The 12,196-nt window shown below is 57.6% G+C and carries 12 protein-coding genes and 1 riboswitch; all 12 genes read left to right on the top strand.

From position 1 onward, the window contains the following. Positions 1–321: 321 nt before the first annotated feature. The 12 genes from FE784_RS19655 (at position 322) to FE784_RS19710 (ending at position 11,880) form a co-directional block, all read left to right on the top strand. A complete protein-coding gene (locus FE784_RS19655) occupies positions 322–1,131 on the top strand; it encodes an alpha/beta hydrolase (protein WP_139603933.1) in 810 nt (269 codons plus the stop codon). A 147-nt stretch (positions 1,132–1,278) separates the two neighbouring features. After that, positions 1,279–1,362, top strand: a riboswitch (cyclic di-GMP riboswitch). 56 nt (positions 1,363–1,418) lie between these two features. Further along, entirely contained in the window at positions 1,419–3,101 is a 1,683-nt protein-coding gene (locus FE784_RS19660; RefSeq protein ID WP_139603934.1) for a GspE/PulE family protein, read from the top strand. Between the two features lie 59 nt (positions 3,102–3,160). Then, entirely contained in the window at positions 3,161–4,195 is a 1,035-nt protein-coding gene (locus FE784_RS19665; protein WP_139603935.1) for a type IV pilus twitching motility protein PilT, read from the top strand. Between the two features lie 25 nt (positions 4,196–4,220). Next, positions 4,221–5,432 carry a type II secretion system F family protein gene (locus tag FE784_RS19670; protein WP_139603936.1) on the top strand — a complete coding sequence of 404 codons (1,212 nt, stop codon included), beginning with the start codon at positions 4,221–4,223 and terminating at the stop codon, positions 5,430–5,432. Positions 5,433–5,552: 120 nt separating this feature from the next. Beyond that, positions 5,553–5,951, top strand: coding sequence for a type II secretion system protein (locus tag FE784_RS19675; RefSeq protein ID WP_246132106.1), 399 nt, complete (start codon positions 5,553–5,555; stop codon positions 5,949–5,951). A 79-nt stretch (positions 5,952–6,030) separates the two neighbouring features. Further along, positions 6,031–6,843, top strand: coding sequence for a prepilin peptidase (locus FE784_RS19680; protein ID WP_139603938.1), 813 nt, complete (start codon positions 6,031–6,033; stop codon positions 6,841–6,843). A gap of 6 nt (positions 6,844–6,849) precedes the next feature. After that, positions 6,850–7,899, top strand: coding sequence for a type IV pilus biogenesis protein PilM (pilM, locus tag FE784_RS19685; RefSeq protein ID WP_139603939.1), 1,050 nt, complete (start codon positions 6,850–6,852; stop codon positions 7,897–7,899). Continuing rightward, positions 7,896–8,438 (top strand): hypothetical protein, encoded by a 543-nt coding sequence (locus FE784_RS19690; RefSeq protein WP_139603940.1) that lies wholly within the window; start codon positions 7,896–7,898, stop codon positions 8,436–8,438. Before pilM ends, FE784_RS19690 begins: the two co-directional genes overlap by 4 nt. A gap of 16 nt (positions 8,439–8,454) precedes the next feature. Further along, the gene (locus FE784_RS19695) at positions 8,455–9,312 is read left to right on the top strand and encodes a type IV pilus inner membrane component PilO (RefSeq protein ID WP_139603941.1); all 858 of its coding nucleotides are present in this window, start codon (positions 8,455–8,457) and stop codon (positions 9,310–9,312) included. Beyond that, on the top strand, positions 9,309–10,823 hold the full coding sequence (locus FE784_RS19700; protein ID WP_139603942.1) for a hypothetical protein: 1,515 nt from the start codon (positions 9,309–9,311) through the stop codon (positions 10,821–10,823). The genes FE784_RS19695 and FE784_RS19700 overlap by 4 nt, the downstream gene beginning before the upstream one ends. A 14-nt stretch (positions 10,824–10,837) precedes the next feature. Then, on the top strand, positions 10,838–11,311 hold the full coding sequence (locus FE784_RS19705) for a prepilin-type N-terminal cleavage/methylation domain-containing protein (protein WP_176706371.1): 474 nt from the start codon (positions 10,838–10,840) through the stop codon (positions 11,309–11,311). Continuing rightward, positions 11,308–11,880 (top strand): pilus assembly FimT family protein, encoded by a 573-nt coding sequence (locus FE784_RS19710; RefSeq protein WP_139603944.1) that lies wholly within the window; start codon positions 11,308–11,310, stop codon positions 11,878–11,880. Before FE784_RS19705 ends, FE784_RS19710 begins: the two co-directional genes overlap by 4 nt. Positions 11,881–12,196: the final 316 nt, after the last annotated feature.

Here is a 12,196-nt window from a genome sequence, read left to right on the forward strand (position 1 = left end):
CAAAACGCCCTTTTTGCAGAAATGCGAAGAGGGCGTTTTTTTTTGTTTCCGCCTGCATTTGATTATCCTAACGGACAGGAGTGCTAGTATAGGTGGGGAAATGGGTCTGGAAGGGCCTCGTGTCACGTTATAAGGTCTACGGTGTCCGCTATCCTTTGCATGTGCTTCGTCTATCGGCAAGCTTGCTTGCGGGCATACTTGTAAGAGTCAGGCTGCCGGCAGAACCAATTGGCGACGAGAACGGCCGCCGCTTTTTTTGTCTAACCGGGTACTGCTGTTATAATGAGAGCAGAACCTCATCTTGCGTGGAGCGTGATCGTTATGGCTGTACATCCCGTCCCCTTCTTCTCCGGGGCGTTGTTTGCGAGAATGTCGTGTTTCGTTTACTTGCCGCCATCGTATGAAGCGGAGGGCGAGCGCGCTTACCCGGTCGTCTATTTGCTGCACGGCATGCACGGCTGCGAGAGCAGCTGGATGTCCAGAGGAAGCGCCGAGCAAACGCTGAACCGGATGATGGAATCCGGGGAGCTGCGTGAATGCATCGTGGTCATGCCGAACGACGGGGGATACGGGCAAGGGACGTTTTATATCGACTGGTACGACGGAACGGGCAATTTCGAGCAATATATGATCCATGACCTGGTTCCGTTTATCGACGCCAATTATCGGACGATTCCCGAACGGACGCACCGGTTTGTCGCGGGATTGTCCATGGGAGGGTTCGGCGCATTCTCGCTTTCCTTGCGCAACCCCGGACTGTTCGGAGCGGCGGCCAGCTTATCGGGAGCGCTTGGATCGGCTGGCAAGCTGCCGTACCGTGATTTTTCCCGTTCCGACTGGGCCAGAATGATCGGACCCCAGCAGGGCGAATATGCCAAGCGCCATGATTTGTCGCTGCTCAGCGAGGCGTGCAACGCGGCCGATACCAAGCCCGCGCTTTACTTCGACTGCGGGAAGGACGATTATTTGTACCAGCTGAACGTGCTATTCCAGCAGCATTTGCAGCGCATCGGCTATCCGCACGAATATGCGGTATTCGAGGGCGCGCATAACTGGGAATATTGGACGCTGCATTTGCCGGATGCTCTGAAGTTTTTGGAAAAGCGCTGGTCCGCAACGGATCGATCGTAGTTCAATCGTTCGATCCGGACATATTGCCACTATGGTTCTCTTCTTAAAATCTTCAAATTTGTTTGTATTGACCATGCGCTTGTCCGTGTGATTAAATTATAGGTATTAGGAACTAATGGTTCTTGTCGTTATTTGTAGCGCATACCATAAACTATAGGGAGCTATGAAGAACAGTCTTTATGTGGGCACTTCGACTGTTCGGAGCCAGTAGTGCAACCGACCGAACGCTTTATGACATTCATAAAGTGTATTTGTCGGTTTATTTTGATTTCCGGGGGGAAGGCGGCTTGGCAGGGAAGCGCAAACGAATCGGGGACTTGCTCCTCGAAGCCGGAGTCATAGACGAGCAGCAATTGCAGCAGGCGCTGATTCTGCAAAAAGAACTGAACATGCGGCTCGGCGATGTGTTGATCCTGCAAAAATACATTACGGAGCAGCAGCTCGTGGAAGTGCTCGAGTTTCAGTTCGGCATTCGGCATGTGGAGCTGTACCGACAAACGATCGAAGCTAAAGCGATCAATCTTATTCCGCAGCGTTTCGCGGAACAGCATCAGGTGCTTCCGATCAGTATCGAGGGCAGCAAGCTGATTGTCGCCACGGCCGATCCGTTGGATTACATAGCGATCGACGAGCTGCGGCTGCTGACCGGCATGCGGGTCGAACCCGTGATGGCTTACAAGGAAGAGCTGCTGCGGTTTATTAAACGGTATTACGGTCTTCAGGAGACGCTGGATCAAATCTCGACCCATCTGAATATGCCGGAGGACGAAGCGAGAGCCAAGCTAAGAGCGGCCGCGGAGTCCGGGGAAGACGATTCGCCGGTCGTCAAAACGGTGAATCAAATTATTTTGCAGGCGATCCAGATCGGGGCGAGCGACATCCATTTCGATCCGCAAGGGGATCAGCTGCGCATCCGCTATCGTGTCGACGGCGTAATGAGAACCGAGCGAAGCTTGCCGGCGCAAATGCAGAGCGTGATCGTGGCGCGTGCGAAAATTATGGCCGGTCTGAACGTCGCGGAGCGGAGGCTGCCGCAGGATGGGCGCATTCAGGTGGAGGTGGAGCGGCGGAAGGTGGATTTGCGGATCTCGACTTTGCCTACGGTTTTTGGCGAGAAGGTCGTCATGCGGATATTGGATCTTAGCGTAACGCTGACGGAAGTCGACAGGCTCGGACTGTCCGAGGCCAATAAAGAACGGTTTCTTCGCGGAATCCAATCGTCGCACGGTGCGGTTTTTATTACGGGACCGACGGGCAGCGGCAAGACGACGACGTTATACTCGGCGTTGAACAGACTCAATCAAGACGATGTGAACATCATTACGATCGAGGATCCGGTAGAATTCCAGCTGGCCAACGTGAACCAGCTTCAGGTGAACCCGCAGATCGAGCTGACATTCGCTCTGGGGCTGCGCGCCATTTTGCGTCAAGATCCGAATATCGTGATGGTGGGCGAAATTCGCGACACCGAGACGGCGGAGATCGCCATTCGCGCGGCGATAACCGGGCATCTCATGCTGTCGACGCTGCACAGCAACAATGCCGTCAATGCGATATCGCGGTTGATCGATATGGGAATAGAGCCGTATCTCGTCGCCTCCTCGGTCTCTTGCATCGTCGCGCAGAGGCTTGTGCGGACGGTATGCCATCGCTGTGCCGAGGCTTGCTCGACGACGAAGACGGAGGCGGAGTTGCTGGACAACTATGGCATCAAGGCGGCGCGCCCGATGAAAGGGCAAGGCTGCGGCCATTGCGGCCGAACCGGCTACAAGGGACGAATGGCGATTCACGAGGTGCTGCTCGTTGACGACGAGATTCGCTCGATGATCGTGCAGAAGCGGCCGGACAGCGACTATATGCGTCATGCGATGCAGCATGGGGATTTTGTGCCGATGATCATCGACGGCTTGCAGAAGATGGCGGACGGACATACGACGATTTCCGAAGTGCTGCGGGTTACTAGCCGTTAGGGATATAGCAGGCCGGTATTGACGACTGCCCAAGTCCAGCTATGGGAGGCAATAAGCGGATGAACATGGAGGAAATATTGCTGGAGGCCGGTCGGAGAAGGGCGTCCGACGTACATATGACGGTTGGCGTTCCGGTCATGTATCGGGTAAGGGGCGAGCTTCAGCTCGGCCACGGCGGGCCGCTTACCGCCGCGATGACGGAGGAGGGCGTCCGGCAGTTGATGACGCCGGAGCAGCTCCAGCATTTTATGAATAAGCGGGAGTCGGACTTCTCGTTCGAGCTCGGGGGAGTGTCCCGGTACCGGGTGAACGCTTATCGGCAGAAAGGAAGCATCGGCATGGCGATCCGGTTGATTCCGGCAACGGTGCCCCGTCTGGAGGAGCTTGGCTTGCCGCCGATCGTCAAAGAGCTGGCGCAGCGGCCGCAAGGACTCGTACTCGTGACGGGGCCGACCGGCAGCGGGAAGTCGACCACGCTCGCGGCGATGATCGATCATATTAACCGGCGGCGCAAGGGGCATATCATTACGCTGGAGGACCCGATCGAATTTGTTCACGGCCATAAATCGTGCGTCGTGAACCAGCGGGAGATCGGCGCCGATACGGAGTCGTTCTCGGTTGCGCTTCGGGCGGCGCTCCGGCAAGACCCGGACGTCATTCTCGTCGGGGAGATGCGCGATTTGGAGACGATCCTCACGGCCGTGACGGCCGCGGAGACGGGGCATCTCGTGTTCGGTACGCTGCACACGGCCGATGCGCCGCAGACGGTTCACCGGATCATCGATATGTTCCCGCCGGAGTCGCAATCGCAAATTCGCGCCCAGCTCTCCGCCGTGCTGCTCGGCGTGCTCGCCCAGCGGCTGCTGCCGACGGCCGACGGGCAAGGGCGGGTAGCGGCGATGGAGACGCTGGTCAATACGCCGGCGGTCGCGAGTCTCATTCGCTCGGACAAAGTGCATCAAATCCGTTCCGTCATGCAGACGGGAAGAGCGCAAGGCATGCAGACGTTCGATCTCGCGTTGCGGGAGCTCGTGCAGCAGCAGGTGATTACGACAGAAGCCGCCAAGGAGGCCGTGTTCGGCTTCGGGGAATAACGGACGGCGGAAGGAGCGCGGGTAAATGGCGAACTATCGGTACACGGCGCTGGATGCGAAAGGAAGAATCCGCAAAGGGCGGCTCGATGCGGCGAACCTGGAGCAGGCGACACGGACGGTTCGCGCCGGCGGATTGACGCCGACGGAGGTGGCGGAGGCTCGCGGGAGCCTGTTGTTTGCCGAGATCCAGCTCGGCGGACCGAAGGCCAAGCCGGCGGAATTCACCTTGTTTTGCCGGCAAATGGCTACGCTGTACAAAGCGGGCATCCATATGGTCGAAAGCGTGCGGATGCTCGGCGAGCAGGCCGAGAGCAAATCGTTCAAGAGCATTCTGCTCGACGTCGCGGGGCAAATGTCGCAGGGCGTCGCCTTCTCGGAAGCGGTCGTCAAATACCCGACGATTTTTTCCGACGTGTTCGTCAACATGGTTCGCGCCGGAGAGGCCGGCGGCAATCTCGACGACATGCTGGACCGGATCGCGCAATCTTACGAGAAGGAATACGCGACTCGTCAGAAGGTGAGATCGGCGATGATTTATCCGGCGCTCATGTCTATCGTAATGGTATTGGTAGTGATGGTGTTGATGATTTTCGTCGTGCCCAAAATGGTCGGCAATTTTATCAACATGGGCATGGAGCTGCCGCTGCCGACCCGGATGCTCATCGCTCTCAGCGATTGGCTGCAGCTGTATTTTTACATACCCGTTCTGGTGCTTGCGTCCATGCCGGTGCTGTATCGTCTGGCGTCCCGTTCATCCGGCGGCAAGTATCGGATCGATCTCGTCAAGCTGAAGCTTCCGGTATTCGGCAAGCTGTGGCACAAGCAGGCGTTGGCGAGATTCGCCCGCACGTTCAGCTCGATGTACGCCGCCTCGATACCGATGATGCAGCTGATGTCGATCGTCTCGACCGTTATCGGCAACGAGGTGCTGGCCAGGCAGGCGCGCCGCTCGTTGGACAGCTTGCGGGACGGAGAATCGATCGTCAAAGCGTTCGAAGGCTCCGAATATTATCCGATCATGATGCGGCAAATGATCGCCGTCGGGGAGAAAACCGGGCAATTGGACGTCATGATGGGCAAGGCGGCCGATTTTTACGAAGCGGAAGTAGACCATATGGCGGACCGGCTGAAGACGCTGCTGGAACCGATGATGATCATGCTGCTTACCGTTGTCGTCGGCGGGATCGTGCTGGCCGTCATGCTGCCATCGTTCAAGCTTATCGAGAATATGTACTGACGGTTTTGCAAGCCCGGCGGCTGCGCGAAGGAATTGTTCGCTACGCGGTCAGCCGCAAGTCGCACGACGACGCGGGCTTATAAAATAGATCAATTTTTGAAGGCGAGAGGGGAAATGGACATGCAAGCGATTTTGAACAAGAAATGGAAGCTGAGAAGCAATGAGAAAGGGGTTACGCTGATCGAGCTGCTCGCCGTTGTCGTCATTTTGGGCATTATTGCGGGAGTGGCCGGTGTGGCGGTGTCGGGCAGTTTTACGAGCGCGAAGCAAAATGCGGATGCGGCAAACGTGGCTATTATTACGGATGCCGTGCAGAGGTATCTTTTGGAGGGTGGGAGTGCGTCTGCATTGATTGCGACCGCTACGACGAACGTTGCTACTTCTGAAGATGTTTTGGAGGCTCTTCAAACGGCAGGTTATTTGAATACTATTCCAAAGGTGAAAGTATCCACCACGGGATACTTTAATATAGTCGTATCGGGGAGTCCGTCTATAGTTACTGTAACCGTAGTCTCTTAATTTGATTTTATTAACAACCAAGGTAACCCCCTCCGGGTTACCTTCCCTTATCTTCCGAAACTTCCGATGGAGCGACGCCATGATCCTAACCTTCTACAACGAGTTATTCTCGCAGCATCGTCTCGCTCTGGCTGCGGCTGCGGCGATTTTGGGCTTGTTCATCGGAAGCTTTCTCAACGTGGTTGGCATTCGGCTCCCTCGCGGACAGTCCGTCGTCAAGCCGCCCTCCCATTGTCCGTCCTGCAAACATCGACTCGCCATTCTCGATCTCGTTCCGGTGTTTAGCTATATCGTTCTGCGCGGCAAATGCCGTTATTGCAAAATCCGCTTTTCTCCGCTTTATGCGCTTGTAGAAGCGCTCACCGCCGTCGTATTCGGCTTCGCGGCTTGGCATTTCGGCTGGACGCCGGAGCTTGCCGCAGCTTTGACGCTCGCGGCTCTGCTGATCGCGGCTGCGCTGGGCGACCTGCTGTACCGGATCATTCCGAATAGGCTCGTCTACTTCGGCGTCTTCGTCGGGGTGCTGCTGCGGATTCTCATTCAACCGCTGCCGCTGTGGAACTATGCGGCCGCTTTGCTGATAGGGTTCGGTCTGCTGTATACGGTGGCGGTTGCAGGCGAGAGGCTGCTTCGCAAAGAAAGCATGGGCGGCGGAGACATCAAGCTGTTCGCCATGCTCGGACTGTATCTGGGTATCGGCAACGTGCTGCTGGCTCTTTTCCTCGCCAGTCTGTTCGGTTTATTGGCCGGGATCGTCGCTATCCGGGCTCGTCGGGACCAAGCCGATCGTTATATCCCATTCGGTCCGTTCATAGCCCTTGGCGCGTATGCGGCCTATGTATGGGGCGATGCCATCATAAGCGGTTATACATCTTTGTTAGGCTGGAGGTGACGATACATGCGAATCCGCTTTGCCCGGTCATCTCTCGGTCTGGAGATTGCCGATCATGCAGTCAAGCTTGTACGGCTTGTGAAAGATCGAAAACAATCGTTTCGCATCAAAACGCAGCACGTAGTCCCTATGCCGGAGCAGGCGATTGTGGACGGCAAAATTATGCAGCCGGACGTCGTGGCCGGCAAGCTGGTCGAGCTGGCCAAGAAGGCGAACGCCACGGGCAAACGCGTTCAATTGCTCGTCCCGGGCTCGGTGGTGATGGTGCGTTATTTGAAGCTGCCCGACCTGCCTATGAAAAAGCTGGGCAAGGTGCTGCAATTCGAGCTGGCGGACAACATCCGTCTGCCCTTTGACGATCCGCAATACGATTTCGTGAAGCTTCCGGGCACGAGCAACGCGGCGACATCCGCACCGGAGGACGGCGTACCGATGTGCGATATATTGCTGGCCGCGGCGTCCAAGGCGATCATCAGGCAATATGCGGACCTGACCGAGCAGGCGGGTATGAAGCCGGCGGCGCTGGAGATCAAAGGGCTGGCCCTGTATCGTCTTCTCCGGCATAGGGGCATCCGTTCGGATCATGGAGCGCTGCTGGCCGTCGATATGAGCCCGGCTTCCGCCGAGCTGTGCATTTACAAGTCAGGCGGCTTGCGCATGTCGCGCAATGTGTCTTTGGAGACGTCGGCAGATCCGGCACCCGGCAGAGGCGGCTTCGGTGCCTCCGGAGCTTCCGACGCGCTAGCTCAGGTTGCGGCGGCCGGGCGGATCGATCCGCTCGAGACGTTATATGACAATTTGGCTCAGGAAATAGACCGGTTCGTGGCATTTTACCGGTATACGTTAAATCAGCGGGACGATGTTATCGCGGAAGTATTGCTGTGCGGAGATATGGAGCAGCCCGAGGCGGCGGCGGAAAGCTTGCGGGAGAGGCTGTCGTATTCGCTCCGGCTGTTGGGCGAGGAAGGCGAGCTCCCCGCCAAGCGTGGAAGCTATAGCCTGAGTCCGCAAACCTGCGTAGCGGTAGGCTTGGCTTTAAGGGGACTGGGCCTGTGAACGATTTGAATCTGCTGCCGAAAATCCCCCGTACCGTCAAATATTTCATCCCGTTGCTGTTGCTCATCCTGCTCTTGTTCGTATCGGCCTGCGTTGTCCTCTGGAGCTGGAGCGACCGGGTTCAGCGCATTCGTTCCGAACGCGCGGCCGAATACAAGCTGGAAGCGGCCAAGCTCCAAACGCTGGAAAATAGTACCCGCATCAAAACCGAGGATCAAAACCTGAACAAGCTGATCGGCGAATTCGCCAAGCTGAACGCCGAGCGGAGAGATTGGACGCCCGTGCTGGTCGCCATCGCCTCGGAGCTGCCGGTCGGCGCTCGGCTGAAAACGGCGGCAGCCGAGTCGGACGCGCTGAAGCTGACGGTGCAGTTTCTTACGCTGGAAGAGGCGGGACAGTACGAATTGCGGCTGGCGAACAATCCGTTGTTCCAGAAAGCGGCGCTGACCGTTATCGAGGCAAAGGCGGTCGTCGCCGGCGCGGATGCGGGCATATACGAGGAGCAGCTGGAGGTCAAGCTGGCTCCGATTCAGAAATAAAAGCCGGGGGTGCGAGATGAAGCTGCAGCAGCGCTTGGTGGAATATACGGGATGGAAATCGGCGGGAGCGCTGCTCTCGTACGCGATTTTTCTGGGCATGCTGACGATTGCCGTCGCCGGCTTTCTGTTCGTTTGGAGACCGATGAGCGACAGCCGCGCTTTGGCGGAGCGGCTGGAAGCGAGCAAGCAGCGAATCCGCCAGCTGGAGCTGCTCCCCGTCAAATCCGATCCGGGGCGGGATGGGCTCGAGGATTATGCCAGACGCATTCCCGTTGCGGAAGAGCTGGGGACGTTCGTGTTGTCGCTGCGGGCGCTCGAACGGCAGACGGGAGTATCGCTTCTGAAGCTGGACACGAAGTCGACGGGGAGCGGAGACAACGAACTCCAATCCCAGTTTCAGGCTTTGAATTTATCCCAAGGCGGATATTCGGCTTCCACCCCCAAATCTCAGACGCAGGCTGCAGCCGGATCGTCCGCTGCAGGGCCTTCTCCCGCCGGGGGAACACCGGTTCAATCGGAAGCTCCCCGCAGCGTATGGACAATGATGGAGGAGCGTCAACTGCAATTGGTCGTCAATGGCTCTTACGAGGAGTCTGCAAGCTTCGTGGGCGGTCTCCGGGGCATGGAACGATTCGTCAATGTGCACGGCTGGAAAATCGAATCGGCTGCCGGAGCGGCAGTCGGTGTACGCGAGAAGGTTAAAGTTACGATCGATCTGACGATCTACACGGCGAGCAAGCTTGTGGGCATCTTGCCTCCGCTGCCGAAGACCGCCATACCCCCGGGAAGCGGCCGGTCCGACCCGACGTTAAGCGAATCCGCCCTGTCCCAGGAGCTGCACCAGGCGGCGTCAAAGGAGCTGGAAGCCCGATGAGGAAGACGGTATCGAATGAGCGGGGCGGCGCGCTGCTGTACGTCCTGTTCGTGCTGGCGCTGCTTGCCGTGCTGCTGCCGCCTTTGCTGAACATGATCGGCTCCCGCTTCCTGTCCGACAAGGCGCTCGCCAACCGGATCGGCGCCAATCAGCTGGCCTCGAGCGCCATGGAGGCGTTTTTCGCTTATTTGAACGCAACCCCGGCCAATGGCGTTCCATCCGCCTTGACATGGAACAGCTATGTCGGCAATTACGGCGGTTGGACGTATGCGGCTGGCGGTAGCGCTTCGAGGGTCTCGATCACGCGGCCGGACGGCAGCATCGTCACCTACTCGCAGGTTATGTGCGCCGACTCGGCCTGCTCCACGCAAGTATCCAAGAGCTTGCCTGCGGAAGTTGCCACGAGCGCGAACCGGTATTTCGCCCGGATTACGGTTGTCGCCGGAGACGCGAACGGGGACGGGGTGGCCAACGACACTTTTTCCAAGGCGAGCACGATTACACGGCCTTTCCCGATCCGCAACAAGCAGGCATCCGCCATTATCGATCCCGACACGTCTACGGACCGCTACTGCATTCCCGTAAACGGTCAAGGCGTATTGTATGGCAGCGCGGTCGACCCGCACAATCAGCCGCACTCGCAAAATGTGCCGGCAATCCAAGATGCAATCAGCGCTTATCTGGATAGTCAGGTGCAGAAGAACAACGGCGTGATCGCCGGCTTCGTCTCCGCCGCAGAGTCGTGCGAGACGTGGAAGGGGGCCGGCCAATGCCGGGTGGCCGATATCAAGGCGATGTACGACGCCAAAGCAGCCGCAAGCGGGTCGGGACCGGTCGTCATACGCGTCGCCGAGCTGTTGTCCGATAATATTTGGTATAACGAGGTACAGTTCGGAAGCGGATTAGGTACCGTGCAAAGGCCGCTTATCCTGGTCGTCGATTCGATCGGGGGCAATATGAAGAAACTGAGTGGCACGCTTACCGGCACCTTGATCGTAAATGGCAACGCCAACTTTCAAGGGGACAACATGAATTTGACGATCAGAAAAGGAAAGAATGCCGAGAACAAGGACGATTACGGCGGCCTGTACGTAAAAGGGAATCAATATTTCACGATGTCGACCACGCTTGTGCTGGACGGGGTGAACTACACCGGAGGCAATATGACATTCGTCAACGGGACCTACAACTTTACGGCCAAGTCCGTCACCATTCAGGGAATCTTTTCCGTGCAAAGCTCCAGCTTCTCGATGAATACGAACGGCGGAACGGTGACGATCGGCGATATGAGCGTGTCTAATGCAACGGCAACGGTCAATACGGTCAACGGTGATTTGTTCGTCAAAAACAATCTCTACTCCAGCGGGGCGAACACGAATGTGTCGGTTGGCGGTGTCGCCGGAGTAGGCGGACAATTGAATTTCAGCTCCAATAACGGAGGAAGCGTAACGGCAAACGGGACCGGCACGACGGTCAATATACCGGGCGTAACCGGATCTTGCACCGCTTGAGAGGAGGGAGTGGCTTGGGCCAACGGACGAAGCGCGGCCGGCTAGCCCCGGTCCGCAACGAACGGGGCGTGACGTTGATCGAGGTGCTGGCCGCTTCCGCGATCCTTGCGTTCGTCGTGCTGGCGGTCGTGCAGCTGTCGGGCTATAATTTGCTGTCCATGCACAAAAGCGACCGGACGATCCAGGCGCACCGGGCGGCCGAGCAAGTGCTGAACCGGATTCGCTCGGATGCAGCGGCTCAGGCTCCCTTTAGCCGCTACGACTGGTCCTCGGGATCCTATTCGTGCGACAATGCGAGCCCGGCATGCAGCGGACTGCTGCCACCTCAATCCGCTTTGACAATCCGGTCGCAGCCCTTTAACGGCTCGGCCTCCTCCGTACTCGCTCCCGTCTCGTCGAGCAGACAGGCGACGGTTCAGGCGATCGTGAACATCGGCTCGGCGCCTCGGCTTGTAACGGTGACGGTGCAGTGGGAGGGAGGCGGATGACGGATAAGCGGACGGCAGGTCCGTTCCTTCGACGAATGTCCGGCAATGAGCGCGGCGTTACGCTCGTTGAGCTGCTGGCCGCCCTGACGATCGCGGCGATCGTACTCGGCGTGGCGACGTCGCTGCTGTTCAGCCTTTTGTCCGGCTACCGAAAATCGTCCGACGAGTATTTGCTCCATGCGGACGCCAATCGGATCGCCAATGCGATTTCGCTCGGAACCGCAAGCGCCCAGAGCGCAACCGTTCAAGCGGGAGCTTTGGTTTTGCAAGAAAACGGAGTTTCCCACAAATTCGTCTACGATTCGTCTTCGCGCCGGCTGGACTTGGTTCGGACGCAGGATGCGGCGACGACCGGCTTCACGTTGTCCGACCGGGTCGTATCGGTCGTATGGAGCGACGGAGTCGCGTATGCGGATGCCGGGCTTGCCGCTATTGCGACAACCGTGTATACGGGAAGCGTTAACTCCGCGCTCGAATTGAAAGTAACGCTGCAGCATGACGGCCGAAGCCGGACATTCGTGTACCCGATCAAGCTGCTACATACGCCATCCCCTTCCATTCCGTCGTGAGAAGGGGATTTGTTTTCTGCGACCGCCTAATTCGCATACTGAAGGGCTTTGCATCGCATGCTCGATGAAGGCCGTTCCCCTCTACCGGCGCTCGCGAGACCGCGTATCCGTAAAATAGCGGAATTGGCGTATGTTATTGACCCGAATAGCAGTGTCGACAGCCAAATAACGGAAAACCATTCCTCTAATGCACGGCTCACTACCCTTTTCATCCCGGGAGATCGCAATAGCAGAAGTCTATACCGTTATATTCAGGAGTGTAGCGAAATTCGAGACGATAACGGAATTCAGAGCCGCTATATACAGGCCGGGCGAT

Origin of the sequence: Paenibacillus hemerocallicola (assembly GCF_006265175.1) — a bacterium.
GTDB lineage: Bacteria > Bacillota > Bacilli > Paenibacillales > NBRC-103111 > Paenibacillus_AB > Paenibacillus_AB hemerocallicola.

Excerpts from the sequence above, each read along its gene's own strand:
- FE784_RS19710 (WP_139603944.1), top strand. The coding sequence starts at position 11,308 with ATGACGGATAAGCGGACGGCAGGTCCGTTCCTTCGACGAATGTCCGGC.
- pilM (WP_139603939.1), top strand. The coding sequence starts at position 6,850 with ATGCGAATCCGCTTTGCCCGGTCATCTCTCGGTCTGGAGATTGCCGAT.
- FE784_RS19700 (WP_139603942.1), top strand. The coding sequence starts at position 9,309 with ATGAGGAAGACGGTATCGAATGAGCGGGGCGGCGCGCTGCTGTACGTC.
- FE784_RS19695 (WP_139603941.1), top strand. The coding sequence starts at position 8,455 with ATGAAGCTGCAGCAGCGCTTGGTGGAATATACGGGATGGAAATCGGCG.
- FE784_RS19655 (WP_139603933.1), top strand. The coding sequence starts at position 322 with ATGGCTGTACATCCCGTCCCCTTCTTCTCCGGGGCGTTGTTTGCGAGA.
- FE784_RS19670 (WP_139603936.1), top strand. The coding sequence starts at position 4,221 with ATGGCGAACTATCGGTACACGGCGCTGGATGCGAAAGGAAGAATCCGC.
- FE784_RS19675 (WP_246132106.1), top strand. The coding sequence starts at position 5,553 with ATGCAAGCGATTTTGAACAAGAAATGGAAGCTGAGAAGCAATGAGAAA.
- FE784_RS19665 (WP_139603935.1), top strand. The coding sequence starts at position 3,161 with ATGAACATGGAGGAAATATTGCTGGAGGCCGGTCGGAGAAGGGCGTCC.
- FE784_RS19680 (WP_139603938.1), top strand. The coding sequence starts at position 6,031 with ATGATCCTAACCTTCTACAACGAGTTATTCTCGCAGCATCGTCTCGCT.